This is a genomic window from Gordonia sp. DT218 (assembly GCF_049847105.1).
Classification (GTDB): domain Bacteria; phylum Actinomycetota; class Actinomycetes; order Mycobacteriales; family Mycobacteriaceae; genus Gordonia.
In genome coordinates this window covers 442,697-468,213 of record NZ_JBNCNS010000005.1, presented here as the reverse complement: position 1 = coordinate 468,213, position 25,517 = coordinate 442,697, and the positions used below count along the sequence as shown (strand labels likewise).

Here is a 25,517-nt window from a genome sequence, read left to right as displayed (position 1 = left end):
AGCATGGCGTGGTGTCTGCCCCGTACCCTGAACCGTGTGTTGCCGAATGTGGATATCGACGGTGAGGCACTGAGCCCGCGATGACCGAGACCGGTGGCACCGGCCCGCGACCGCGCAGTATGTGGTGGCGGGAGGGCGCGATCACGGCGACGGCGTTCGTGTTCTGTTTGCTCGGCGGTGTCGTGCAGGTCGACGACACGCTGTCACCGCCGTCCGCCACCGCCTACGCCATCGCGGTGGTGTCCTGCGCCGTACTGCCGTTGCGGCACCGGGCGCCGCTACCCGCCCTGGTGGCCACGACCGTGTGCGGCGTCCTGGTGCAGCCCTTGGGACTTCTGCTGAGCCCGCCCATCGTGGCCCCTGCCGTGATCACCGCCTATACCTACGCGTGCACCGCGCGCACCGAATGGCGCGCGGCAAGCGCGGTGTCGCTCAGCGCCACGGTGCTGCTGGTCGCTTCCATCCCGTGGTCCGGGGGACTCTCCTGGCAGGACGCGAGCCGGATGGGGGCGGTGGCGGCGTTCCCGCTGATGGCCGGTGTACTCGGCCACTCGGTTCAGAATCGACGGGCCTACCTGGCGGCCGTGGAGGAGCGTGCCCGACGGGCGGAGCAGAGCCGCGACACCGAGGCGCGGCGGCGAGTTGCCGAGGAACGCGTGCGCATCGCCCGGGAACTGCACGACCTGGTGGCCCATCAGATCACCCTGGCCAATGCGCAGGCCACAGTCGCCGCCCACCTCTTCGACGTCCGCCCGGAGCAATCCCGCAAGAGCCTGAATCAGCTCGTCGAGACCACCGGTCATGCGCTCGACGAACTGCGGGCGACGGTCGGTCTGCTGCGTCAATCCGGAGATGCGGACGCGACCGCAGAACCGGCGCCCGGGCTCTTCCGGCTTCCCTCACTCCTCGAGTCCTTCCGCCGCGCGGGTCTGGAGGTGTCGGTGCACGAGGAGGGCGCGGTCAGGCCGCTGTCACCGGGAGCCGACCTCACCGCTTACCGCATCATCCAGGAGGCCCTGACCAACGTGACCAAACACGCCGATACCGGGCGCGCCCAGGTCCGTCTCGTCTGGAACAGCGTTCGCGTGACGATCACCGTCACCGACGACGGAGGGGCTTCCGGTCCGGCGGCGCCCGCCACCGGACCGGGTGCGAGGGGGACGGTCCGTCCGCCCGGTTACGGTCTGATCGGGTTACGTGAACGTGCTACCGCAGTAGGGGGCCAACTCTCCGCAGGCACGCGCCCCGAGGGCGGCTTCCTCGTCTCCACACAGCTGCCCCTCCCACCTGCCACGGATCCGACCGGGAGGACTGACGGAGCAACCACAACCGTCGAGGAGTGGGCGGACGACGCAGTGGCCGGTGATCCGCCGTGACGCTCCGGGTGCTACTTGCCGACGATCAGGCCCTTCTGCGCGACGCCTTCCGCATGCTTCTCGACAGCGCCGACGACATCTCTGTGGTCGGCGAGGCCGGCGACGGCAGGGAGGCCGTGAGGCTGACCCGGGAGCTGCACCCGGACGTGGTGATCATGGACATCCGGATGCCCGAGGTGGACGGTCTCACCGCCACCTCGGAGATCTGTGCGGACCACGAACTACGTGCCACCCGCATCCTGATCCTCACCACCTACGAGACGGACGAGTACGTCGCTCAGGCGTTGCGTGCGGGGGCCAGTGGCTTCATCGGCAAGGGCATCGGGGCCGACGAATTGCTGGAAGCCGTGCGTACGATCGCCGACGGCGACACTCTTCTGTCCCCCGCCGCGACCCGCTCCCTGGTCGCCCATTTCCTGGCCATTCCGGACGCCGCCCCGGCGTCCCACCCCGAACAGCTCGCCGCGCTCACACCGCGAGAACGCGAGATGGTGGCTCTGGTCGCGACCGGCCTGTCCAACCAAGACATCGCGACGCGGATGTTCGTCAGCCCCTTCACCGTTCGCGCGCACGTCCAGCGCGCCATGACAAAGCTGGAGGCTCGCGACCGGGCGCAACTCGTCGTCATCGCTTACCGGACGGGCCTTGTCCACGCCGCCCCCGACGAGGACACCGACCGCCGTTAGTCCGATATCAGGGGCAGCGCAAGGGCTGAGTGCGCCGGTCGTGCTGTCGCGGCGGGCATGCTGACGAGGTCACGCAGCGTGGTGTTGCGTTGCTCCAGGGCTCGCGCTGTGGTGGGGAAGAGCGTCGCCTCACCGTTGTCGACCAGTGCCTGGTTCATGGTCACGAACTCGCGGAGCTGATATTCGTAGGCGGCGAAGGCTGCCGAGTGGTCCGGGTTCGTAGCCAGGGCGTCAGCCAGCATGTACGCACCGACCAGCGCAAGGCTCGAGCCTTGCCCGGTGAGAAAAGAGGGTGCGTAAGCGGCATCGCCGACAAGCGCAACGCGGCCACTGGACCAGCGCGGCATGCGGATCTGACCTGCCGTGTCAAAGAACAGGTCATCCGCGTCGCGCATCGCGCCGACCATACCGGGGACCTCCCAACCCGCGTCGGCAAAGACCGCGGCGACCAGGTCCCGTTGGGCATCGCTGTTCCGGAGGACATCGAACGGCGGTTCCGGTCGATGAAAGGTCAGAAAGGCGTGCAGCTCGTCGTCGTTGTCCCCGACCGCGTAGAGGGCAGCTGCCTTCCCCGGGGTGTTCCACAACACGACCTCGCGGGAGAGTCCGAAGGTGTTCGGCATGGTGAAGATGGTGAAGCAGTAGCCGAGGTAGCGACCGAATTCTGCTTCGGCGCCGAATACCGACTCCCGGGTATGTGAGTGCATCCCGTCGGCACCGATCACCAGGTCGAACGTGCGCCGTTGCCCGCTGTGGAAGGTGACATCGACGCCCTGTTCGGACTGGCCGAGGGTGTCGATCAAGTCGTCGAACAGGAACTCCACATGGTCGCGAATCATCGCGTAGAGGATCGCGGCCAGATCACCGCGACGCACCTCGAGGTCTTGTCCTCCGACATCGTCGGCATCGGTGCGTGCGGTGACCGAGGCCACTTGCCCACCGTCCGCATCGAGGAATGTGAAGCGCCGCAAGTCGATGTGCGCGTCCTGCAGTTGCGGCAGTATCCCCATTCGTCGGACCACCTCGATCGCGGTCCCACGGAGGTCGATCGGGTAGCCACCGCCGCGCAGTGCGCCTGCCTTTTCGACCACCGTGACCGCGAATCCGGACCGGTGCAGCCAATATGCCAGCGCAGGCCCGGCGATACTGGCCCCGGAGATCAGAACTGTGCGCTTCGCGGTGGCACCCACATCCATGGACCGACCGGTAGATGTCATGACTGGACTCCCTTTTTCGTGATCCGGACAACGAGCAGTGCCGACGCGGCGATGAGGCCGGCGATGGCGAAACCTGTGACAAAGGACGATTCGGTCGGCCGGCCCATCGAGTCGGCCCCGGCCGCCAGGATTGCGCCGCCGACCTGGGCACCCAGGGCGACACCGATCACGCGTGTCACCACGAGCAGGCTGGTGGCGATGCCGGTGTCCCGGGTCTCGACGGCGGTGGCGGTACCGGCAAGCAACGCCGTGGTGGCGACGCCCGCGGCGAACGCCGTCAGCATCTTCGCGAGGACGAGCTGCCACGCCGCCGAGTGCAGCGACACCAGGGCGAACATCGTTGCCACCGTGACGACGGCGCCCACGACGACCACGGCACGCGGACCGAAGCGCCGCGCCGCGACCCCGCCGATCGAGTCGCTCACCGCCCCGGCGATGGCGCCGGGCAGCAGGAACAGTCCGATCGCGGTGGTGCCGGCGGCGAAGCCGTACCCGTCTGCCGAAACCGCGAACAGCTGCGGAAGCAGAAAGAGCACCATCCCGGCACTGGCGGTGATGACGAAAGTGAGCATGAACGCGTTCCGCATCGCAGGCTGTGCCAACATCCGTAGATCGACCATCGGCGACGCTGCCCGGCGCTCGACGACGACCCATCCGGTCGCGAGGGCGGCAACGACCACCGCGACGGCGCCGACCGCTACCGGCGGGAGGTTGCCGCTCGTCACCGTCACGAGCCCGAGCATGAGCGCGAGCAACGTGCCGCTCAGTAAAGCCACGCCGGGCCAGTCGATCCTGCTGTCCGATTCGATCGGCGGATCGTGCGGCATCAGCCGAGCCACGACCAGCGTCGCCGCGATGATCGCGATCGTCGGCAGCGCGAACATCCAATGCCAGGACAGTGCTTCGGCGATCGGTCCGGCAAGCAATGTCCCCACGATGCCGCCGCCCGTGAACAGCGCGACGACCACCCCGATCGCCACCTGCGTCTCTCCTGTCGGGAGATGTTTGCGCACCAGGATGAAGGAGAGGGGCAGGGCACCCACCATGACACCTTGCAACACCTGCCCGAGCAACAACACCGGAAGGTTCGGCGCCAGGCCGGCCAACAGACCACCGGCCGACACCACGGCCATCAGCCAGACCAGCACCCGCCTACCGCCGTACCGGTCGCCGAGTTTGCCTGCGACGGGTGCGACGACCGCACCGGTGATGAGCAATGTGTTGGCGATCAACGCCCCTTCGGCAGGACTGACCCCCAGCTCACGTTGCAGCAGGGGGAGCGCAGGCTCCACCACTGACTGCAAGGTGCCGAGGGCGAGTGCCAGGATGCCGAGGGCACCGATCGACAGTTTGCCGATGCGGGCCGGGGAAACCAGGGTTTCGGACATGGACGTCCTTCTCATCGTTGGTGGCGAGCACGTCCTTGGGTGGGAGCGCGCTCGGTTTCATGCGCCTCCAACACTCCCTTCCGACTCGCCGCCGGGCATCGTTCCGCGACACCGTCTTTCCACTGATGCAAGCGAACCAGCGATTGACCTGTCCTGGTGCCTCCGCACCACAGGCCGTGACACGACCAGTCCCCCCGGCCGACGGGGAAGGCTGTTCGCCGACGACCGCCGCCCCGCGGAAGCAGTGGTCGGAAGCGTCCGGGCATCGGTGGCGACCCGGGTTCGCCACGAGCGGACAGGATCATCAGACGACAGCGCCGCAGCGCTGACCCGTGTCAGGAGAGAAGCCTCCGCACGCTTCTCGACGATCTCGAGCACGGCGACTATGTCGACACACGGTCGATCGGCACCATCACCGCAGACGAAGTGCACGGGACGGTCTGGTTACCGGATCGGGCAGCGTCCGCCGATCCTGAGCTCGCGACGTCGCGGCACCGTGGTTCGACGGAATGCCACGGGCCGCCGATCGCGTTGTCATGGACATGAGAGCGCTCTGGGTCCTGGCACACCCCGACTCCGAATCCCTCAGTGGCCGCCTCCGTGACGTCGGAGTGCGTGCGCTGCGCGAAAATGGCTGGGAGGTAAGCCAGTCAGATCTCTACGCGATGAACTGGGACCCCGTTCTTCGCGACGAGGGCGGCGAAGACGTGGAGGCCGAGCAGGCCAAGCTCTGTGCCGCCGATCTCGTCGTCCTCCAGTTCCCGCTCTGGTGGTACGGGATGCCCGCGATCATGAAGGGATGGGTGGACCGGGTCTTCGAACGCGGATTCGCCTACGACGTGATCGCGACGGAGACCGGCCGCGCCCGCAAATACGGTGACGGCGGACTCGTCGGGCGACGCGCACTGACGATCGTCACCGCGGGCGATCGCCCGGGGAGTCTCGGACCACGTGGGATCAGCGGAGACATCGAGGACGTGCTCTGGACCACGTTGCACGGGACACTCTGGTATAGCGGCATGGAGGCGCTGCGACCACATCTCGTCACCCGCGCCCGCGATGTCGACGAGTCGACGATCGGTGAGATCGAGGTCGATCTCACCGATCGTCTCGTCAGACTCCGCGACGAGGATCCGATTCCGTATCTCCCGCTCGACGAGCAGTACTACGACCATTCGATCCGCTTGCTACCCCACATGTCCCCCGGCGCTTGCGACACCATGGCCCACCGTCACCGGTGATCTCGACCCGGTTGCGGGGTGCTCACGACGCGAAACCGGTTGCTGACGGCGGGAAGGCGGCGCTACCCCGAGTTCCGTAACGCCGTCGCGAGCCCGTTCATGGTGAGCTGGATGCCGCGGCGTACCGCAGGCGAGTCCTCGCCGGCGCGGAACCGGCGCAGGAGTTCCACCTGGAGCATGTTGAGGGGTTCGAGGTATGGGAACCGGTTGTAGACCGAACGCTTGAGGGCGGCGTTGTCGATCAGCAGGTCGTCGGTGCCGGTGATCTTCGCGTACATCTCGATGGTGCGCTCATGTTCGTCGACGATCATGCCGAACACGGTGTCACGCAACGTCTCGTCGGGAACCAGTTGCGCGTAGCGGTGGGCCAGTCCCATGTCCGACTTCGCGAGCACCTGCGCCATGTTCGACATGACGGTCCGGAAGAACGGCCATTCCTCGTAGTAGCGCCGCAGAGTCGCCAGCCGCTTGTCGTCGTCGGCGACCCACTCTCGGAAGGCCGAGCCCGTGCCGTACCAACCGGGCAGCATGACCCGCGACTGGGTCCATGACAGAACCCACGGGATGGCTCGCAGATCCGAGATCTTCTCGGTCTGTTTACGGGACGCCGGACGGCTGCCGATGTTGAGTGCACCGATCTCCGACAGCGGGGTCGAGGTGGTGAAGTACTCGACGAAACCCGGTGTCTCGTGGACGAGTTCGCTGTAGGCCGAGCGCGCCAGTGCGGCGATCTCGTCCATATCGCGGTAGGCGCCTTCGGAATCGTCGCCCAGCCCCTCGACATCGAGCAGCGACGACTCGATCGTCGCGGCCAGCAGGGTCTCCAGATTACGTTGCGCCAGCACCGGTTCCGCATACTTGGCGGCGATGATCTCGCCCTGCTCGGTGATCCGCAGCGAACCCTGCACCGCACCGGGCGGTTGCGCCAGGATGGCGTCATAGCTCGGCCCGCCGCCGCGACCCACGGTGCCGCCACGACCATGGAACAGGCGCAACCGGATACCGGCCTTCTTGGCCGCCTCGACCAGGTCGAGTTCGCCGCGGTACAGCGCCCAGTTCGCGGCCATGTAGCCGCCGTCCTTGTTCGAGTCGGAATAACCGAGCATCACCTCCTGCATACCCGACTGTTCCTCGACGAGTTCGCGATAGAGCGGGATGTCCAACGCCGCCAACAGCGTCTCCGCGCCCTGCTGGAGGTCCTCGATGGTCTCGAACAGCGGCACCACCCGCACGGTCGACGTCAGCTTTCCGCTCTCCGCGTCGATGTCGATCAGCCCCGCCTCCTTGAGGAGGATCATCGGCTCCAGCATGTCGCTGACCGAGGTGCACATGCTGATGACGTAGTTCGGCACGGCCTGCGGGCCGAATTTGTCGACCGCTCGCGCCGCCGCGCGGACGATGTTCAGTTCCTTGGTCGCGAGTTCGCTGAGCGTGGCATCCGGCCTCGTCAACGGGCGCCGCGCCGCCAGTTCCTTTGTCAGGATCTCGACGCGGTCTGCCTCACCCAGCGACAGGTAGTCGGAATGCACGCCTGCCCAGGCCAGCAGTTCGGCGATGATCTCCTCGTGCATGTCGGAGTTCTGCCGCATGTCCAGGCCGGAGAGGTTGAAACCGAAGGTCCGAACGCTCTCCCGCAACCGCGACAGACGGTCGTCGGCGATGGTGTCGTCGTGGTTGTCCCGCAGGGCGACGTCGATGATGTCGAGATCGCCGAGCAGATCGTCGGCCGAGCCGTAGGGGCTGCGGCCGTCGACCAGGAACAGTTCGCCCGACGACAGGAACTCGGTGTCGAACATTGTGTTCGCGGTCGCCGCCAGACGGGACCGGATGTGGCGCAGCGCCGCACGAAACGGTTCGTCGGCTGCCGGGTCGTCGGCGGATACATCGGCGAGTTCCAGCAGTGCATCGGTGGAGGTGATCAGCCGCGCGGACATGCTCAGTTCCTCCGCGAGCCGTTCGAGCTCGGCGAGATGGTGCGCCACCGCGGTCTCCGCGGCGCGTGTCGTCGCCATCGTCACGATCTCATCGGTGACGTACGGATTGCCGTCGCGGTCACCACCGATCCACGAACCCATCCGGATCATCGGGTCGTCGGCGAGACCCGCATCGGGGTAGGCAGATCGCAACGCCGCGCGCACCTTGGTGTTGATCTTCGGCACGACGTCGAAGAACGAGGCGTCGTAGTAGCGCAGGCCGGAACGGATCTCGTCCTGGATGGTCAGGCGTTCGAGGCGGATCAGTGCGGTCTGCCACAGCGTCAGTATCTGTCGCCGAATCCCTTCGGTGACCTCCGCATCCTCGTCCGCGGTCAGCTCGGTGCGGCCACGGAAACGCATCAGTTCGGTGATGCGATTCTGGGCCTCGAAGATCGTTCGGCGGCGTGTCTCGGTCGGGTGGGCGGTGATGACGGGGACCACGGTGGCGTCGGCGAGCGCACGACCCACTTGCTCGTCGGTCAATCCGGCAGCCGCGAGCTTGGCATAGGTGGCGGCCAGACTGCTGTCCTGGGGAGGGTCCCCGGCACGCACATGAATCGTCCGGCGACGCTCTCGGTGGATGTCCTCGGCGAGATTTGCCAGCAACGCGAAGTTGGTGAACGCGCGGATCACCGGCAACGCGACCCGGATGTCCAGATCGGTGAACATGTCGGCCAACACGTCGCGATCGATCTCCGAACGTCGGATCCGGAAGGCCGCGACCCGGGCGTTCTCGACGAGATCGAAGACCTCGGTGCCGGAATGCTCGCGAACCATGTCGCCGAGGATCCCGCCGAGCAGCCGGATGTCCTCACGCAACGGTTCGGTGAGGGCTCGACCCTCGTCGTCGACGGAGATGTGGTCGACGATGGAGATCGACGGCCGCCAGGCAGGCGCACCACGGGACGTGTTCGAGGCAGACGAGATCGCTTCGCTCATGACGTCCAGTATCCCGTCATTCGCGGGCGGGGGCATCTCGGGCCGGGATCCGGTCCGAGAGACCGCTGTCACCGCGGAAGGATTCGCCGTCAGATGCCGAACACCCCTCAGACGGGGTCAGTCCGGCCGCGGGCCGGACTGATCGAGGTGATGTCGGCGGGTCGCTCAGGAGAGCTTGATGTCGACGCCGATGCCGATGATGAAGATGAACCAGATGAGCCCGACGAAAACGGTCAGGCGGTCGAGGTTGCGCTCGACGACGCTCGACCCCGACAGGCTGGACTGCACACCGCCACCGAACAGCGACGACAGACCGCCGCCCTTGCCGCGGTGCAGCAACACCAGTACCACCATCAGCACGCTGGTGATGACCAATCCGATGTCGAGTGCGAGCTTCACGTGTAGTCAGTCCTGTTCGGTCGGGTACTTCGACCTTTGCGGTCGACAAAAGGCAACTGTGGCAGGTCACGCCCGCTGGACGGGCACAACCTGCCACAGTCTACGCGTCACGCCTCACCGACCCCGACCCTCCCCACCCCGTCACACCCCGTCCCCACCGCGCAGCCCATTCTGCAGCCGCGACGGTTCCCGTCATCCGCGACCCGGATTTGCCGTCGCGGATGACGGAAAGGGTCGCGGCTGCGGGGTACGTTCCGGGTGTTGGTGAGTGAGTGGGTGGGTGGGTTAGGGGGTTGGGGTGTGGGTCAGGGCAGTGGGCCGCCTGCGGCGATCGCCGACAGGGTCGCGAACTCGTCAGATTTCAACGAGGCGCCACCGACGAGAGCACCGTCGACATCCTGCTGGCCGACGATGTCGCCGACGTTCTTCGCGTTCACCGACCCGCCGTAGAGCACGCGGACCGAATCCGCGGTGGCGCCGTCGGCGATCTCACCGAGCGCACCGCGGATCGCGCCGCACACCTCCTGCGCATCGGCGGCGCTCGCCACGCGACCCGTTCCGATGGCCCACACCGGCTCGTAGGCGATGACGACCTTCGCGATCTCGTCGGCGCTCAGACCGGCGAGCGAGCCCTTCAGCTGGGTCACGTTGTACGCGACGTGTTCGCCCGACTCCCGGATCTCGAGTCCCTCTCCGATGCACACGATCGGCGTGAGTCCGTGCCGCAGTGCTGCCTTGGTCTTGCCGAGCACCACCTCATCGGTCTCGGCATGCAGGGTGCGGCGCTCGGAATGTCCGACGACCACGAACGTGCACCCCAGCTTGGCCAGGAAGGAACCGCTGATCTCGCCGGTGTACGCACCCGAATCGTGCTCCGACAGATCCTGCGCCCCGTAGGTGATCAGGAGCTTGTCGCCATCCACCACGGTCTGCACACTGCGGATGTCGGTGAACGGCGGCATGACCGTCACGTCGACCTTGTCGAAGTACTTTGCCGGCAGAGCGAAGGCGATCTTCTGGACCAGCGCGATAGCTTCGAGATGATTCAGGTTCATCTTCCAGTTGCCCGCGATCAGCGGTTTGCGTTTGGCCGCCATCAATTCTCCAAGACCTTCAGGCCGGGCAGTTCTTTGCCCTCCAGGTATTCCAACGACGCTCCGCCGCCGGTCGAGATGTGCGAGAAATCGCTGTCCGGCAATCCGAGGGTTCGTACCGCGGCAGCCGAGTCGCCACCTCCGACGACGGTGAATGCCCCGCCCTTGGTGGTGGCGGCGATGGCCTCCGCGACGCCCCGCGTACCCGCCGCGAACTTCTCGAATTCGAAGACGCCCGACGGCCCGTTCCAGAACACCGTCTCGGCGCCCGAGAGCACCGCGGCGAACCGCTTGACGGATTCCGGCCCGATGTCCAGACCCATCCACCCGTCGGGAATCTCCTCGACCGACACCGTCTTCGACTCTGCGTCGGCAGCGAACTTGTCGGCCACCACCACGTCGACCGGCAGTCGGATCACGTCACCGAACCGGTCCAGGAGGTCCTTGCACACACCGATCTGATCTTCTTGGAGCAGCGATGTGCCCACCGGATGCCCTTGCGCGGCAAGGAAGGTGAACGCCATGCCGCCGCCGATGACCAAGGTGTCGACCTTGGGAGCGAGCGCCTCGATCACGCCGAGCTTGTCCGAGACCTTCGATCCACCGAGGACGACCGCGTAGGGCCGGGAAACCTCGTGGGTCAGTTTCGACAACACTTCGACCTCGGCCTCGACGAGCTTCCCGGCATAGTGCGGGAGCAGCTTGGCGACGTCGTACACCGAGGCCTGTTTGCGATGCACCACACCGAAGCCGTCCGAGACGAAGGCACCGTCGTCGCCGACCAGCTCCACGAGCGCCTTGGCCAGCGAGTCCCGTTCCGCCTCGTCCTTGGAGGTCTCGCGCGGGTCGAACCGCACATTCTCCAGCAACAGGACGTCACCGTCGGTCAGCCCTTCGGCGCGGGCCAGCGCGTCGGTACCGACCACATCGCCCGCGAGCTGGACATTACGTCCGAGTTCGGCACCGAGTCGCTCGGCCACCGGCGCGAGCGAGTACTTGGGGTCGGGTTCGCCCTTCGGCCGGCCCAGATGCGCGGTGATGATCACCTTGGCACCTGCGTCGACCAGCGCCGACAGGGTCGGCAGTGAGGCCAGGATGCGGCCCGGATCGGTGATCGTCGTCCCGTCGAGAGGGACGTTGAAATCCGACCGGACCAGCACTCCCCGACCCGAAACGCCTTCTTCCAGAAGGTCTTTCAGCGTGGGTACGCCCATGGCAGGGTTGCTCCAGAGTCTTCGAGGGTGAGGTACTAGAGCGACTTGCCGACCAGGCCGGCGAGGTCGACGAGACGGTTCGAGTAGCCCCACTCGTTGTCGTACCAGGAGACGGCCTTGACCTGGTTGCCGATGACCTTGGTGAGTCCGGCGTCGAACAGCGACGAGTGCGGGTCGGTGACGATGTCACTCGACACGATCGGTGCGTCGTAGTACTTGAGGATGCCCTTGAGCGGCCCCTCGGCGGCAGCCTTCATGGCCGCGTTGACCTCGTCGGCACTCGGGGACTTCTCGAGGACCGCGGTGAGGTCGGTGACCGAGCCGGTGGGGATCGGGACACGCAGCGCGTAGCCGTCGAGTTTGCCCTTCAGTTCCGGGATGACCAACGAGATCGCCTTGGCCGCGCCCGTCGACGTGGGGACCACGTTGATCGCAGCGGCGCGCGCACGACGCAGGTCCTTGTGGGGACCGTCCTGCAGATTCTGATCCTGGGTGTAGGCATGCACGGTGGTCATCAGACCGGAGACGATGCCGAACTCGTCATTGAGGACCTTCGCGAACGGCCCGAGGCAGTTCGTGGTGCAGGACGCGTTCGAGATGATGTTCTGGCTGCCGTCGTACTTGTCGTCGTTGACGCCCATGACGATGGTGATGTCCTCGTCGCTGGCGGGCGCCGAGATGATGACCTTCTTGGCACCCGCGTCCAGGTGGCCCTGCGCCTTCGCACGGGCGGTGAAGATACCGGTGGATTCGACGACGACGTCGACGCCCAGGTCACCCCAGGGGAGGGCGGCAGGTCCTTCTTTGACCTCGAGCGCCTTGATGCGCTTGTCTCCGACGACGATGTAGTCGCCGTCGACGCTGACGTCCTCGGGGAAACGCCCGAGGATCGAGTCGAACTTGAGCAGGTGCGCGAGAGTCGCGTTGTCGGTCAGGTCATTGACCGCGACGATCTCGATATCGGTGGTCCCCAATGCCTTCTGTGCTTCTATGGCGCGGAAGAAGTTGCGGCCGATCCGGCCGAATCCGTTGACGCCTACCCGTACAGTCACTGTTGTGCTCCTTAGCGTGTTCATCATCGAGCGCTGCGGCCGGGGTCGCGGTCGGTGTTTGGCGAAGGTGAACGTACCCACGGCACACCTCAGCCTAGTAGGCCACCACACGATGAGTGATCTAAGGGGTTGATTGACCCGCCCGCCTCACGCTTCGTCGAGGAGGTCGGACGTCACCGCCGATTCGGTGTCCGGGATCCCGTCGGTGCGCGCCTTCTTGTCCGCCATCGACAGCAGCCGACGGATCCGTCCGGCCACCGCGTCTTTGGTCATCGGCGGATCCGCGAGCTGACCGAGTTCTTCCAGTGAGGCCTGACGATGGGTGACGCGCAATTGCCCGGCCGCGATCAGATGATCGGGGACCTCGTCCCCGAGGATGTCGAGCGCACGTTCCACCCGGGCCGCCGCCGCGACGGCGGCGCGCGCCGAACGCCGCAGGTTGGCGTCATCGAAGTTGGCCAATCTGTTTGCGGTGGCACGGACCTCGCGCCGCATCCGACGCTCCTCCCACACCAGCCGGGTGTCGTGGGCACCCATCCGGGTGAGCAGCGCACCGATGGCCTCTCCGTCGCGGATGACCACACGGTCGGCCCCACGCACCTCTCGGGCCTTGGCCGACACCCCGAGTCGCCGGGCCGCCCCGACGAGCGCCAGCGCGGCCTCCGGGCCGGGGCAGCTGACCTCGAGCGCCGATGACCGTCCAGGCTCGGTGAGCGAACCATGGGCGAGAAACGCACCGCGCCAGGCGGCTTCCGAATCCGCGACACTTCCGCCGACGACCTGGGCGGGTAACCCCCGGACCGGGCGTCCGCGCAGATCCAGCAGGCCGGTCTGCCGCGCGAGACCTTCGCCGTCCTTGGTGACACGAACGATGTAGCGCGCACCCTTGCGGATGCCGCCACTGCGCAGCACGTGGACGTCGGAGCCGTAGCCGTAGAGGTCGAAGATCTCTCGGCGAAGGCGACGGGCGACATTGCCGAGATCCACTTCGGCCTCCACCACCACCCGGCCCGCCACGATGTGCAGGCCGCCCGCGAATCGCAACAAGGCCGACACCTCGGCCTTGCGTGCACTCATCTGGGTCACGGTCAGTCGCGAAAGCTCATCCTTCACCGCCGCGGTCATCGCCACCGGTCCCTGCCCTCCTGTCACGGTCCTCCTGTCCCGGGTCGCGCCGTGGTCCCGCCGGGAGCCGTGCTCCGGTCGCGTCCGCGCCACTGCGTGCGGATCGCCGGGGTGCTCGCCCCCGAATCCCGGCCGCACGGTGGTCGACCTCGTACTCCTGACGTCTCACCGACATGTCGCCGTCATCGGTGGTCACGACTGAAGATTCTTGCGCCCGGACAGCTTATCGACCCAATTCACCTTCGCACAGTTCGTTCACCAGGGTGGCAACTTTCTCCGGGTCATGGACGTGCCGACCGGGAACCGCGAGGTCGCCGACATGGAGTTGTGCGCCGAACGACGCAGCGGCCCGCACCAGGTGATCCCGCTCACGGCCGGCCGGCACCGACGCGGCGTCGACGATCACGTCGTCGACCCGGAACACATCCGCGTGCGCATGCAGCACGTGCAGATGCCGTTCGACGGAGAAACCGGTCGTCTCCCCCGGTTCCGGTGCGAGGTTGACGAACAGTATCTTGCGGGCGGCGGTCTCCCGCAACGCATTCAGTTGGTCGGGTACGAGGACGTGCGGGATCACGCTGGAAAACCACGACCCGGGCCCGAGCACGACCACGTCGGCGTTCCGGATCGCCTCGACCGCCTCCGCACACGCCGGCGGCTCGGCCGGGAGCAGCCGGACCCGCCGCACCTTTCCCGGTGTGGTCGCCACCGCCACCTGCCCACGGATGCATCGGCTGATCCGCGGGTCGCTCTCCAGACCCGAGACGTCGGCCTCGATCTCCAGCGGGACCGTCGACATCGGCAGCACGCGGCCGTCGATGTCGAACACGTCGATCAGCTCGTCGAGCGCCGCCACCGGACTGCCGGTCACCTCGGTCAGGCCGGCCAACAGCAGATTGCCGATCGGGTGACCGGCGAGAGCGCCGTAACCCCCGAACCGATGCTGGAAGGTGTTGGTCCACAACTCGTGTCCGGCCGGATCGAGCCGGCCCGGCTGCCCCTCCCGGGCGGCCAGGGCGGCCGGCGCAGACATCAAGGCCGACAGCGCCATCCGCAGGTCACCCGGCGGGATGACGCCCAGCTCGGCCCGCAACCGGCCCGACGACCCGCCGTCGTCGGCGACGGTCACCACGGCGGTGACGTCGGGACTGAGGTACCGCATCGCGGTCAGGGTCGCGTACAGACCGTGACCGCCACCGAGCGCGACGATCCGCATCCGGCCCGGCTCGGCGCCGCCCCCGCGACTCATTCGCGCCCCAGATCACGGTGGATGACGCGCACGTCGTAGTTGGGCGCGCCGGTCCGATCCGTCATCGCCCGCAGACGGCGGCCGATCTCCTCGGCGATCGCGACGCTCCGGTGTTTGCCACCTGTGCATCCGATACTGATGGTCATGTACCGCTTGCCTTCTCGCAGGTAGCCGGTCGACACGATATCGAGGATCTCCAGGTAGAGATCGACGAAGTGTCCGGCGCCGTCCTGCCCGAGCACGTAGTCGCGTACGGCGTCGCCTCGTCCGTTCTGCTCTCGCAGTTCGGGCACCCAGTACGGATTCGGCAGAAACCGGGCATCTGCGACGAGGTCGGAGTCGATCGGCAGCCCGTACTTGAACCCGAAGGACTGCACAGCGACGCTCAGCAGGTTGTCGGCCTCGTCCGGGTACACGCCTTCGATGACCTCACGCAGTTTCGCGGCGGTCAGCGCCGACGTCTCCACCACCAGGTCGGCGGAACTCTTGATGGGCGCAAGGATGACCCGCTCGCGGGCGATCCCGTCGATCAGCGTCTCCCGTCCCTGCAATGGATGTCGACGTCGGACCTGCTCGAACCGGCGGACCAGGATCTGGTCGCTCGCATCGAGGAAGAGAACCTTCGTATGTGCGCCGGACGCCTCCAACGTCTTTCGCAGTCGGTCCAGTTGCCCGCCGATCTCGTCGTCGGATGCGCGGATCACCATCGCCAGCCGAGTGATGTCCGGATCGCTCGCCCGGACCATCTCGATCATCGTGGAGATCAACGTCGGGGGGACGTTGTCGGCGACGTACCAGCCGTCGTCCTCCAGCACGTTCGCCGCCGTCGATCGCCCGGCCCCGGACATCCCGGCCACGAACAACACCGTCAACTCGGACCGGGCGTCTGTGGCGGTGCCGTCGCCGGTCGCATCGGTTGGGTCAGTCACCCGTCGTCTCCTCCACTCGATCGGCTGTGTGCGCGTCGGCTGGTTTCGCATCGACTGTCGTGGCATCGGTGGTTGTGGCGTAGGTGTCGGTGGCATCCGTCGTCGTGGCGCCGGCCGGGGCCACGTCGTCCGCGAGCGCGGTACGGACCGCGCGGGCGGTGGCCATCCCGATACCGGGCACACCCGAGATGTCCTCCAGGGTCGCCTCCCGCAGGCGGGCGACCGAACCGAAATGGGTCACCAGCGCGGTGCGTCGGGTCCGTCCCAGGCCGGGCACCCCGTCGAGCACCGACTCGGTCATCCGCTTGCTGCGCTTGCTGCGATGGAAGGTGATCGCGAATCGGTGCGCCTCGTCCCGGACACGCTGCAGCAGGAACAGGGCCTCACTGGTCCGTGGCAGGATCACCGGTTCATCATCACCCGGAACCCATACCTCTTCCAGCCGTTTGGCCAACCCGATGACTGCCACGTCGTTCACACCGAGCTCGTCGAGCACCGACGCCGCGGCGTGGACCTGCGGCGCACCGCCGTCCACCACGAAAAGGTTTGGTGGGTAGGCGAATTTTCGGGGGCGCCCCGATTCCGGGTCGACGGCCGACTGTGCCGGGGCCTCCTGGTCCTGACGGTGCCGGAGAAAGCGGCGACGGGTGACCTCGGCGATCGACGCGACGTCATCCGAGCGGCCATCTCCGGCGGCGGCCCGGATCGAGTAGTGGCGGTAGTCCGATTTGCGCGGTAGACCGTCCTCGAACACCACCAGCGACGCCACCACGTCGGTGCCCTGCACATGCGAGATGTCGATGCACTCGATACGCAGGGGGGCCTGGTCCAGACCGAGTCCCTCCTGCAACTCGGTGAGCGCCGCCGAACGTGTCGTCAAGTCGCCTGCGCGTCGTAACTTGTGCTGTGCCAACGCCTCCGAGGCGTTGCGCCCGACCGTCTCGAACAGTGCCTTCTTGTCGCCGCGTTGCGGCACGCGCAGCGCGACCCTGCTGCCACGCAGATCCGACAGCCATTGCTGCAGATCCTCGTGCTCGTCGGGCAATTCGGGGACGAGGACCTCCCGCGGGATCGACTCGCCACGCAGTCGGTCGTCGTCGATCTGGACCGAGGCGTCGAGATCGGCCTGCGTGCCATAGAACTGGGTGACGAACTGCGCCACCTGCTCCCCCATCGAGTCGTCGTCCGCACGTTCCACCACCCAGCCGCGCTGACCACGCACGCGACCGTCGCGGACATGGAACACCTGGACGGACACCTCCAGATCGTCGCCGACCATGGCGACGACGTCCGCATCGGTCCCGTCGCCGAGGACCACCGCCTGCTTCTCCATCGCACGCCGCATCGCCGCCACGTCGTCGCGCAGCCTTGCCGCCTTTTCGAAATCGAGATCTTCTGCAGCCGAGCCCATTTCACGTTCGAGCCGGCGGATCATCTGATCCGTGCGACCGGCCAGGAAGTCGCAGAAGTCGTCCACGATCGCGCGATGTTCGTCGGCGGTGACCCGTCCCACGCACGGCGCCGAGCACTTGTCGATGTAGCCGAGCAGACAGGGACGGTCGATCTGCCTGTGTCGCTTGAAGACCCCGGTCGAACAGGTACGCGCCGGGAACACCCGCGTGAGCAGATCCACGGTCTCGCGAATCGCCCAGGCGTGGGAATACGGGCCGAAATAACGCACCCCGCGACGTCGGGGACCGCGGTAGACGAACAGCCGTGGATACTCCTCGTTCAGCGTGACGGCGAGGACCGGGTAACTCTTGTCGTCGCGATACCGGACGTTGAATCTCGGATCGAATTCCTTGATCCAGTTGTACTCGAGTTGCAGCGCCTCGACCTCGGTGCCGACCACCGTCCATTCCACCGACGACGCCGTGGTGACCATCTGCCGGGTACGGGGGTGCAGCGAAGCCAGGTCCGCGAAGTACGAGGTGAGTCGCGAGCGCAGGTTCTTGGCCTTGCCGACGTAGATGACCCGACCGTGCGCGTCGCGGAACTTGTAGACCCCGGGTTCGGTGGGAATCGTGCCCGCGGCTGGACGGTACGTTGTCGGGTCGGCCACGGATCCCAGGCTAGTCGAGGCCTGCGACGGGAATCGGCAGGGCGACCGGTCGGGGGCCGGCCCCGCGGTCTTCGGAGGTGAGATCTCGAACTCGACGGGCTCGATCCGGCGGATCGGCCTCCCAGCTGCGCTCGTCGACTACCCGATCAGCCGCCGGCGCGGTACTGCTCTGCCAGCTCCCGGAATCGCGTCATCGCGTCGACGGCACGATCGGAGTCCCAGGCCTGCACTGCGAGGACCGGTACGTGCTCGTCGGAGGGGAGCAACAGGCGCGCGGAGAAGCCCTTGTCCGGGTAGGTCATCCCGCGCACCCGGTCCCACCCGAACACCCGCTCACCGAACAGGTTGCGGATCGCCACGCCGGCCGGTCCCACCCGAAGCCTCGGCTGTGTGAACAGCAGGATCACGCCGGCTTCCACCAGCCCGATCAGGGCGAGCCCGAACTGGTCGGCGCCGCCGACATGCACACCGGTGTCCGAGATGGTCAGCAGTGCGGCGAAGGTGATGTGGATCGCGAGGACCACCACGGCCGCCACGATCGCCACACGCGGCATCCGGTGCGGCCGGTAGTCGAGGTCCCACGCCACGGTCGTACCGGCGCTCACCTGAGCTCACCCGGTGCCAGCGCTCGCAAGGTCAGCGCGGAGGCGAGCGCCGCTGTCGTCGCCTGGGCACCCTTGTCCTCCTTGGAGTCGGGCAGACCCGCCCGGGCCAGCGCCTGCTCCTCGGTCAGCGTCGTCAGCACCCCGTTGCCGACCGGCGTCGACTCGTCCAGCGACACCCGTGTCAGGCCTGCGGTCACCGCATCGCAGACGTAATCGAAATGTGGTGTCTCGCCCTTGATCACCACACCGAGAGCCACCACCGCATCATGGTTGCGAGCCAGCGCCTGCACGATCACCGGCAGCTCGATGGCCCCGGCCACATTCACGACCGTGGGATCGGTCACGCCGTGTTCGGCCGCGGCGCGCACGGCGCCGTCGAGCAGCGCGGTGCAGATCGTGGCGTGCCATTGGGACGAGACGATCGCCAGTCGAACCGCGCTCGCGTCGGCCAGATCCAAGGTGGGTTCACCGTGTCCGCTCACGCCGGCCCCGCCTCCCCGTCGCTCTCCACCCACTCGTCCAGACCCACCAGGTCGTGGCCCATCCGGTCACGCTTGGTCCGCAGGTACCGCAGGTTCTCCGAGTTCGCCCGGACGGGCATCGGCACGCGATCGACGATCTGCAGGCCGTACCCGTCGAGGCCGACTCGCTTGGCAGGGTTGTTCGTGAGCAGGCGCATCGAGCTGACGCCGAGGTCCACGAGGATCTGCGCGCCGAGCCCGTAATCGCGCGAGTCGGCGGGCAGGCCGAGCTGAAGGTTCGCATCGACGGTGTCCGATCCGGAGTCCTGCAGCTGATACGCCTGCAGTTTGTGGAGCAGGCCGATGCCGCGTCCCTCGTGACCCCGCATGTACAGCACGACGCCACGTCCCTCCGCCGCCACCATCTCCATCGCGGCATCGAGTTGGGGTCCGCAGTCACAGCGCAGGGACCCGAAGACGTCGCCGGTCAGGCACTCCGAATGCACGCGCACCAGAACGTCGTGGCCGTGTCCGTCCGGCCCCGAGATGTCGCCCTTGACCAGCGCCACATGCTCGACGTCGTCGTAGATGCTCGAGTACCCGACCGCACGGAAGTCACCGTGCCGGGTGGGGATGCGTGCCTCGGCGACCCGCACGACATGCTTCTCGTGGCGACGGCGCCATGCGATGAGATCGGCGATCGAGATGAGGGCCAGGTCGTGATCGTCGGCGAACACCCGGAGCTCATCGGTCTGCGCCATCGAGCCCTCGTCCTTCTGGCTGACGATCTCGCAGATCACCCCGGCGGTCGACAGCCCGGCGAGTCGGGAGAGGTCGACCGCTGCCTCGGTGTGTCCGGGACGGCGCAACACGCCGCCCTCCTTGGCACGCAGCGGCACCACATGGCCGGGCCGGGTGAAGTCGACCGCACTGCTGTCCGGATCGGCCAGGAGTCGCATCGTGGTGGCCCGGTCGGACGCGCTGATCCCGGTGCCGATGCCCTCGCGCGCGTCGACGGTGACCGTGTACGCCGTCCCGTGCTTGTCCTGGTTCATGGAGTACATCGGCGGAAGGCCGAGACGGTCGCAGTCCTCGCCGGCCAACGGCACACACAGATAGCCCGAGGTGTAGCGCACCATGAACGCGACGAGCTCCGGCGTCGCCTTCTCGGCGGCGAAGATCAGGTCGCCCTCGTTCTCGCGGTCCTCGTCGTCGACCACCACGACGGCCTTTCCGGCCGCGATGTCGGCGATCGCCCGCTCGACCGAGTCGAGCCGGACGTCGGCCTGCGCCACCCGGCCCGGCGGATCGGCAAGGTCGCCGCTGCCCACTGCTGCTTCACTCGTCATCATTCACTCCACTCCTGACGCGTCACGCACGCCATCGTCGCCTGCGACCGGCACCCGCGAGTCGACCTGGTCCCGCAGAGCGGGATGCAGGCGCTCGACGTACTTGGCGATCACGTCGACCTCGAGGTTCACCGGATTGCCCGTGGTGGCGACCCCGAGGTTGGTCTGTTTCAGCGTGGTGGGGATGAGGGAGATCTCGAACCACGACCCCGTCCCGGGGGAGGTGCCGAGTGCCGCGACGGTCAGTGAGACCCCGTCGACGGTGATCGAACCCTTCTCCACGATGTAGCGGCTCAGGTCGTCCGGGACGGCGATCCGCACGATCGTCCAATGGTCCGACGGAGTGACGGAGACGACCTCGCCCACGCCGTCGACGTGCCCCTGCACGATGTGACCCCCGAAACGTCCGCCGGCGGCCATCGCTCGTTCGAGATTCACGGGACTGCCGGTACCGAGTGCGGCGAGCGAACTGCGTCGCAGGGTCTCGGCCATCACATCGACGGTGAACTCGTCCGGTCCCTGCTCGACGACGGTCAGACACACGCCGTTGACCGCTATCGAGTCACCGAACTCGGCGTCGCTGGTCACAAGGGGTCCGCGGACGGTCAGTCGGGCGGCATCGGTCAGATCGTCTCGACGGACGATGGTGCCGAGTTCCTCGACGATCCCGGTAAACACGTGGCGCTCCTCAGTACTCGCTCGGAGCATGCAGCGAGGTGAGACGAGGGCGGCCGTCGGTGGTGCCCGTTCTCTCACATCCGGACTATGACCGTCGGCTCCGGATTCACACCGGATCTGCTGTCCCTGCCGGCCGGCAGGCGCTCGCGGGCTCGACATCCCCTCGTGTGGGAGGACACCATCACCGCCGGTGGGGAATCACACCCCGCCCCGAGAACTCTGTTATCGAAATTAGCACGCCCCAACTCACCGTGACATTTCGCGTCCGTCACAGGTGAGATCACGAGCACAGACCCGCCCGGCGCAGTGCAGCTCAATGCAGTGCAGCTCAGCGCAGTACAGCTCAGCGGGACAGACGCAGCAGCACATCGGAACCGAGCGTTTCGACCGAGCTGAGGGAAAAGCGCCTCGCGTCGGCCAGTGTCGCCACGTCGGGGACGGCCACCGACGCCGGGCCACCGCCGAGGACCATCGGTGCCACATACGCCTCGATCTCGTCGACGAGATCCGCGGCGAGGAATGCCCCGATGATGGACGGCCCGCCCTCCACGAGGACCCACAACGCGTCCGGGAGGTCGGCCAGCACCGCTGCCGGATCGTGGGTGCGGACGTGTCTCAGCGGCGCGTCGCCGTCGGCGACCTGCGCGGTCGCGGGGAGATCCCGCTGCCCCATCACCACCCGGATCGGCTGATGAGTACGCAAGTCGCCGTTGGCGTGTCGGGCCGTCAGGGCAGGGTCGTCGCGCAGCACGGTCCCGGTACCCACCACGATCGCGTCGAGCGTGGCGCGTTGTCGGTGCGCTCGGCGGCGGGCGAGCGCACCGGTGATCCACTGGCTGGTGCCGTCCGGTGCGGCGACTCGTCCGTCGATGCTCGCGGCGATCTTCGCAGTCACGAACGGGCGACCATGCCGTTGCCGGCACAGCCATCCCCGCAGTGGGCCGACCTCGGCCTGGCCGGCTCGGATACCGCCGACCACGGTCAGCCCGGCGTCGCGCATCGTCTGCGCTCCCCCGGCCGCGGCCGGATTCGGATCGTCGAGGGCGTAGTAGACGGCGGTGACGCCGGCATCGATGAGTGCTCGTGTGCAGGGGCCGGTGCGCCCGGTGTGATTGCAGGGCTCGAGCGTGACCACCGCCGTCGCCCCGGCGGCCGCCGCGCCGGCCGCGCGCAGGGCCATCACCTCGGCATGCGGGCCGCCGACCGGTTGGGTGAAGCCGCGGCCGAGTATCGCGCCGTCGGCAGACAGGATCACCGCACCCACCGGCGGATTGGGCGAGCTGGCACCCTGCGCGTGGCGCGACTCGTCGATGGCCAGATCCATCGCGCGCGCCATGTCCGTTCTTGCCGGCACCGGATCGTCGACCATGTCGCGGTCAGCCCGCACTCGCGCGCGCGGCCGCGGCCTGCGCGCGCAGTGCACCGACGGCGGCGCCGGGATCAGCGGCCCCGTAGACGGCCGACCCCGCCACGAAGCAGTCGATCCCCGCCTCGGCGGCCTGTTCGATGGTGTCGGCGTTGATGCCGCCGTCGATCTCGACGAGCAGCCGCAGACCCTCCGAGTCGACGATCTTCCGGATCGCGCGGGCCTTGGCCAGGACCTCGGGCATGAATTTCTGTCCGCCGAACCCGGGCTCCACACTCATGATGAGCAGCGTGTCGAAGTCGCGCACGATCTCCAGGTAGGGCTCGAGCGGGGTGCCCGGCTTGATGCTCAGACCAGCCTTGGCGCCTGCTGCCCGGACATCACGGGCGACGGCGACCGGATCGTCGGTGGCCTCGGCATGGAAGGTGACGTTGTAGGCGCCCGCCTCGGCGTACGGCGGAGCCCAGTGGCCCGGGTCCTCGATCATCAGATGACAGTCCAACGGGATGTCGGTCGCCTTCAGCAGGCTCTCCACCACCGGGAGTCCCAGCGTCAGGTTGGGCACGAAGTGGGCATCCATGACGTCCACGTGCAGCCAGTCGGCGCGATTGGTTCCCGACCCGGCGACGGCCTCGGCTTCGGCGGCGAGATTCGCGAAATCCGCGGAAAGGATGGACGGGGCGATCATCGGGGCAGATCCGGAATCACACATGGCCTCAGATTGTAGGGCGCACGGTCCGTCCGGCAGCGTCGGTCTCGGGTGTCGTCGGCGGGCAGCGGCGCTCAGCGCCGCAGGGCCGCCAGGAACATCGCGTCGGTGCCGTGGATATGCGGCCACAGCTGGACATGCGGCCCGTCGCCCAATGCGTCGGCGGACACCAACGGACGGGCGTCGATCTGCTCGACCTCCGGATGGGCGGCCAGGATGTCGGCGATCACCCCGGTCGTCTCGGCCGGGTGCGGTGAGCAGGTCGAATAGACGACCACGCCCCCGGGCCGGAGCAACCGCAGCGCCTCGGCGAGGAGTTCGCGCTGCAGCACGACGAGTTCGGCCACGTCGTCGGACGTGCGCCGCCACCGGGCCTCCGGCCGACGGCGCAGCGAACCGAGCCCGCTGCACGGCGCGTCCAGCAGAATGCGGTCATACCCCGGCGCCAATCCGCTCGAGCGCGCGTCGGCCACGTGCACATCGACCGGCAGGTCACGGACGACCTTGCGGATGAGTTCGGCACGATGATCTGACACCTCGACCGCGTCCAGGCGCGCACCGTCGATGTCGGCGATCGCCGCCACCAGCGCCGCCTTTCCCCCGGGGCCTGCGCACATGTCCAGCCAACGACCGGAGTCGTCGGCCACCTCGGCCACCGTCATCGCACGACCGACGAGCTGACTGCCTTCGTCCTGCACGCCGGCGTAGCCGTCGCGGACGGCCTCGAGGTCTCCCGGGTCACCACCCGGGAGATAAACGCAGTACGGCGAGTAGTGCCCCACCTCGCCGTCGCTGACCAGAGCCAGTTCCTCGGCCGTGATCAGACCCGGGCGGGCCACCAGGTGCACGGGCGGGCGTTCGTCGTCGGCGGCCAGCGCCGCCTGGAGTTGACCGGCGGAACCACCCAGAGCGTCATGGAACACCTGCGCGATCCACCGTGGGTGGGCGTAACGAAAGGCCAGGTTCCCGATCAGATCGTCGGCGATCGAGGGCGCGAGGTCGTCGATCCAGAGGTCCTCGTCACGCTGGGACACCTTGCGCAGCACCGCGTTCACGAAGCCCGCCGGGCCCATCCCCGCCTCTGATCGGATCAGGTCGACGGAGGTCGAGACCGCCGCATGTGCGCCGATCCGGGTGCGCAACAACTGGTAGACACCGAGCCGCAGTACATCGAGCACCCCACCGTCGATCTGGTCGACCGGACGATCGGCGGCCGAGGCGATGACCGCGTCGAGCAATCCCTGAGCGCGGGCCGAACCGTAGGTGAGCTCGGTGGCCAGGGCCGCGTCGCGACCGGTGATCCCCCTCTCCCGCAGCATCTTCGGCAGAATGAGGTTGGCATACGCATCCCGTTCGCGAACTGCCCGGAGGGTGTCCCGAGCCGCCGCCCGAGCGGGGTCCACCGACTTGTCGCGGATCATCGGCGAGCGCTTCATTCCACCACCGTCCCGTCTCCCAGATGTGCACCGCGCGCCCAATCCGCTGCCGGCATGGCCTTTTTCCCGGGCGGCTGCACCCAGGAGAGTCGCACGGGTCCGGTGGCCGTACCGATGTCCACCGAACGTTTCGCCACCACCAGCGCGCCGGGCGCGGGCCGGGCCGGGCCGTCGGAAACCTCGAGCGGCGACACCGGACCGACCTTGATACGGGCACCGTCGAGGGTGGTCCAGGCGCCGGGTGCCGGGGTGTGTGCCCGGATTCGTCGGTCGACGATGTGGGCGGGCAGATCCCATCGGATCCGCGCGTCGTCCACGTCGACCTTCGGTGCGTGACTGACGCCTGCGGCGGATTGGGCCACCGGGGTCAGCGTGCCCGACTCGACGCCGTCGAGCGTCGACAGCAACAGGTGCGCGCCCGCCTTCGACAGCCGTCCGAGCAGATCCCCGCTGGTGTCGGCAGACGCGATGTTCTCGGTGATCAGACCGTAGACCGGCCCCGTGTCCAGGCCTTCCTCCAACCGGAACGTACTCGCGCCGGTGATCTCGTCGCCCGCGGCGATCGCGTGCTGGACAGGTGCCGCGCCCCGCCAGGCGGGCAGCACCGAGAAGTGCAGGTTGATCCAACCATGGGTCGGCAGGTCCAGCAGGCCGGCGGGAACCAGCCCACCGTAGGCGACGACCGCTCCGCCATCGGGTCGCCAGGATCGCAGCCGGTCGAGCACCCCCGGATCGCTGAGCCGTCGCGGGGTGATCACGTCGAGGCCGTGTTCGTCGGCGAGGGACGCCACCGGCGACCGGACCACCGAACGACCGCGCCCCGACGCGGCATCGGGACGCGAGATCACCCCGACCACCTCGTGCTGCGGGGACTGCAGCAGTAGCTGCAGAGACGGCACCGCCACCTCCGGGGTTCCGGCGAATACGACCCTCATACGACCCTTTCGTCCCGGACGACGGTGATGT

22 protein-coding genes and 1 riboswitch are annotated in these 25,517 nt (G+C 67.6%); of the genes, 3 read left to right on the top strand and 19 right to left on the bottom strand.

Annotated features, from left to right (window positions below; all coding sequences use genetic code 11):
- The first annotated feature begins 80 nt into the window (after positions 1-80).
- Positions 81-1,376: a sensor histidine kinase gene (locus tag ACPXCG_RS20440; protein WP_425793967.1), complete on the top strand. Its 1,296-nt coding sequence runs from the start codon at positions 81-83 to the stop codon at positions 1,374-1,376.
- Positions 1,373-2,062, top strand: a complete 690-nt coding sequence (locus tag ACPXCG_RS20435; protein WP_425793966.1) for a response regulator — start codon at positions 1,373-1,375, stop codon at positions 2,060-2,062. The genes ACPXCG_RS20440 and ACPXCG_RS20435 overlap by 4 nt, the downstream gene beginning before the upstream one ends.
- Here ACPXCG_RS20435 and ACPXCG_RS20430 read toward each other — a convergent pair.
- Both ACPXCG_RS20430 and ACPXCG_RS20425 read right to left on the bottom strand, forming a co-directional pair.
- Positions 2,059-3,279, bottom strand: a complete 1,221-nt coding sequence (locus tag ACPXCG_RS20430; protein ID WP_425793965.1) for an FAD-dependent monooxygenase — start codon at positions 3,277-3,279, stop codon at positions 2,059-2,061. The genes ACPXCG_RS20435 and ACPXCG_RS20430 overlap by 4 nt on opposite strands.
- Positions 3,276-4,667, bottom strand: coding sequence for an MFS transporter (locus ACPXCG_RS20425; RefSeq protein ID WP_425793963.1), 1,392 nt, complete (start codon positions 4,665-4,667; stop codon positions 3,276-3,278). The genes ACPXCG_RS20430 and ACPXCG_RS20425 overlap by 4 nt, the downstream gene beginning before the upstream one ends.
- 542 nt (positions 4,668-5,209) lie before the next feature.
- Between ACPXCG_RS20425 and ACPXCG_RS20420 the strand changes: the two genes are divergently transcribed.
- Complete coding sequence (locus ACPXCG_RS20420; protein ID WP_425793961.1) at positions 5,210-5,908, top strand: NAD(P)H-dependent oxidoreductase; 699 nt, start codon at positions 5,210-5,212, stop codon at positions 5,906-5,908.
- 62 nt (positions 5,909-5,970) lie between these two features.
- Here ACPXCG_RS20420 and ppc read toward each other — a convergent pair whose 3' ends face one another.
- From ppc to fmt, 17 genes are all read right to left on the bottom strand, one after another.
- Complete coding sequence (ppc, locus tag ACPXCG_RS20415) at positions 5,971-8,823, bottom strand: phosphoenolpyruvate carboxylase (protein ID WP_425793959.1); 2,853 nt, start codon at positions 8,821-8,823, stop codon at positions 5,971-5,973.
- A 165-nt stretch (positions 8,824-8,988) separates the two neighbouring features.
- The gene (gene secG, locus ACPXCG_RS20410) at positions 8,989-9,222 is read right to left on the bottom strand and encodes a preprotein translocase subunit SecG (protein ID WP_164307914.1); all 234 of its coding nucleotides are present in this window, start codon (positions 9,220-9,222) and stop codon (positions 8,989-8,991) included.
- A gap of 305 nt (positions 9,223-9,527) precedes the next feature.
- Complete coding sequence (gene tpiA / locus ACPXCG_RS20405; protein WP_425793958.1) at positions 9,528-10,319, bottom strand: triose-phosphate isomerase; 792 nt, start codon at positions 10,317-10,319, stop codon at positions 9,528-9,530.
- Positions 10,319-11,530 (bottom strand): phosphoglycerate kinase, encoded by a 1,212-nt coding sequence (locus ACPXCG_RS20400; protein ID WP_425793957.1) that lies wholly within the window; start codon positions 11,528-11,530, stop codon positions 10,319-10,321. The genes tpiA and ACPXCG_RS20400 overlap by 1 nt, the downstream gene beginning before the upstream one ends.
- A gap of 35 nt (positions 11,531-11,565) precedes the next feature.
- Positions 11,566-12,582 (bottom strand): type I glyceraldehyde-3-phosphate dehydrogenase, encoded by a 1,017-nt coding sequence (gene gap / locus ACPXCG_RS20395; RefSeq protein ID WP_425793955.1) that lies wholly within the window; start codon positions 12,580-12,582, stop codon positions 11,566-11,568.
- Positions 12,583-12,729: 147 nt separating this feature from the next.
- Complete coding sequence (gene whiA, locus ACPXCG_RS20390) at positions 12,730-13,707, bottom strand: DNA-binding protein WhiA (protein ID WP_425794023.1); 978 nt, start codon at positions 13,705-13,707, stop codon at positions 12,730-12,732.
- Positions 13,708-13,930: 223 nt separating this feature from the next.
- Positions 13,931-14,956, bottom strand: a complete 1,026-nt coding sequence (locus ACPXCG_RS20385; protein ID WP_425793953.1) for a gluconeogenesis factor YvcK family protein — start codon at positions 14,954-14,956, stop codon at positions 13,931-13,933.
- Positions 14,953-15,885, bottom strand: a complete 933-nt coding sequence (gene rapZ, locus ACPXCG_RS20380; protein ID WP_425793951.1) for an RNase adapter RapZ — start codon at positions 15,883-15,885, stop codon at positions 14,953-14,955. The genes ACPXCG_RS20385 and rapZ overlap by 4 nt, the downstream gene beginning before the upstream one ends.
- Positions 15,878-17,947 (bottom strand): excinuclease ABC subunit UvrC, encoded by a 2,070-nt coding sequence (gene uvrC / locus ACPXCG_RS20375; protein ID WP_425793949.1) that lies wholly within the window; start codon positions 17,945-17,947, stop codon positions 15,878-15,880. The genes rapZ and uvrC overlap by 8 nt, the downstream gene beginning before the upstream one ends.
- 146 nt (positions 17,948-18,093) lie before the next feature.
- The gene (locus ACPXCG_RS20370; protein WP_425794021.1) at positions 18,094-18,501 is read right to left on the bottom strand and encodes a PH domain-containing protein; all 408 of its coding nucleotides are present in this window, start codon (positions 18,499-18,501) and stop codon (positions 18,094-18,096) included.
- 47 nt (positions 18,502-18,548) lie between these two features.
- Positions 18,549-19,034: a 6,7-dimethyl-8-ribityllumazine synthase gene (ribH, locus tag ACPXCG_RS20365; protein WP_425793947.1), complete on the bottom strand. Its 486-nt coding sequence runs from the start codon at positions 19,032-19,034 to the stop codon at positions 18,549-18,551.
- A complete protein-coding gene (locus ACPXCG_RS20360; RefSeq protein WP_425793945.1) occupies positions 19,031-20,362 on the bottom strand; it encodes a bifunctional 3,4-dihydroxy-2-butanone-4-phosphate synthase/GTP cyclohydrolase II in 1,332 nt (443 codons plus the stop codon). Before ACPXCG_RS20360 ends, ribH begins: the two co-directional genes overlap by 4 nt.
- A 3-nt stretch (positions 20,363-20,365) precedes the next feature.
- Positions 20,366-21,040, bottom strand: coding sequence for a riboflavin synthase (locus ACPXCG_RS20355; RefSeq protein ID WP_425793943.1), 675 nt, complete (start codon positions 21,038-21,040; stop codon positions 20,366-20,368).
- 64 nt (positions 21,041-21,104) lie between these two features.
- Positions 21,105-21,262: riboswitch (FMN riboswitch) on the bottom strand.
- Between the two features lie 121 nt (positions 21,263-21,383).
- A complete protein-coding gene (ribD, locus tag ACPXCG_RS20350) occupies positions 21,384-22,409 on the bottom strand; it encodes a bifunctional diaminohydroxyphosphoribosylaminopyrimidine deaminase/5-amino-6-(5-phosphoribosylamino)uracil reductase RibD (RefSeq protein WP_425793941.1) in 1,026 nt (341 codons plus the stop codon).
- 7 nt (positions 22,410-22,416) lie between these two features.
- Entirely contained in the window at positions 22,417-23,118 is a 702-nt protein-coding gene (rpe, locus tag ACPXCG_RS20345; protein ID WP_425793940.1) for a ribulose-phosphate 3-epimerase, read from the bottom strand.
- A gap of 71 nt (positions 23,119-23,189) precedes the next feature.
- Positions 23,190-24,551, bottom strand: coding sequence for an RsmB/NOP family class I SAM-dependent RNA methyltransferase (locus ACPXCG_RS20340; protein WP_425793939.1), 1,362 nt, complete (start codon positions 24,549-24,551; stop codon positions 23,190-23,192).
- Positions 24,548-25,486: a methionyl-tRNA formyltransferase gene (gene fmt / locus ACPXCG_RS20335; RefSeq protein ID WP_425793938.1), complete on the bottom strand. Its 939-nt coding sequence runs from the start codon at positions 25,484-25,486 to the stop codon at positions 24,548-24,550. The genes ACPXCG_RS20340 and fmt overlap by 4 nt, the downstream gene beginning before the upstream one ends.
- Between the last annotated feature and the right edge of the window lie 31 nt (positions 25,487-25,517).

Coding starts and splice junctions, on each gene's coding strand:
- ACPXCG_RS20440 (WP_425793967.1), top strand. CDS start 81: ATGACCGAGACCGGTGGCACCGGCCCGCGACCGCGCAGTATGTGGTGG.
- ACPXCG_RS20430 (WP_425793965.1), bottom strand. CDS start 3,279: ATGACATCTACCGGTCGGTCCATGGATGTGGGTGCCACCGCGAAGCGC.
- ACPXCG_RS20425 (WP_425793963.1), bottom strand. CDS start 4,667: ATGTCCGAAACCCTGGTTTCCCCGGCCCGCATCGGCAAACTGTCGATC.
- ACPXCG_RS20420 (WP_425793961.1), top strand. CDS start 5,210: ATGAGAGCGCTCTGGGTCCTGGCACACCCCGACTCCGAATCCCTCAGT.
- ppc (WP_425793959.1), bottom strand. CDS start 8,823: ATGAGCGAAGCGATCTCGTCTGCCTCGAACACGTCCCGTGGTGCGCCT.
- tpiA (WP_425793958.1), bottom strand. CDS start 10,319: ATGGCGGCCAAACGCAAACCGCTGATCGCGGGCAACTGGAAGATGAAC.
- ACPXCG_RS20400 (WP_425793957.1), bottom strand. CDS start 11,530: ATGGGCGTACCCACGCTGAAAGACCTTCTGGAAGAAGGCGTTTCGGGT.
- whiA (WP_425794023.1), bottom strand. CDS start 13,707: ATGACCGCGGCGGTGAAGGATGAGCTTTCGCGACTGACCGTGACCCAG.
- ACPXCG_RS20385 (WP_425793953.1), bottom strand. CDS start 14,956: ATGAGTCGCGGGGGCGGCGCCGAGCCGGGCCGGATGCGGATCGTCGCG.
- ACPXCG_RS20370 (WP_425794021.1), bottom strand. CDS start 18,501: ATGCCGCGTGTGGCGATCGTGGCGGCCGTGGTGGTCCTCGCGATCCAC.
- ACPXCG_RS20360 (WP_425793945.1), bottom strand. CDS start 20,362: ATGACGAGTGAAGCAGCAGTGGGCAGCGGCGACCTTGCCGATCCGCCG.
- ribD (WP_425793941.1), bottom strand. CDS start 22,409: ATGGTCGACGATCCGGTGCCGGCAAGAACGGACATGGCGCGCGCGATG.
- rpe (WP_425793940.1), bottom strand. CDS start 23,118: ATGTGTGATTCCGGATCTGCCCCGATGATCGCCCCGTCCATCCTTTCC.
- ACPXCG_RS20340 (WP_425793939.1), bottom strand. CDS start 24,551: ATGAAGCGCTCGCCGATGATCCGCGACAAGTCGGTGGACCCCGCTCGG.
- fmt (WP_425793938.1), bottom strand. CDS start 25,486: ATGAGGGTCGTATTCGCCGGAACCCCGGAGGTGGCGGTGCCGTCTCTG.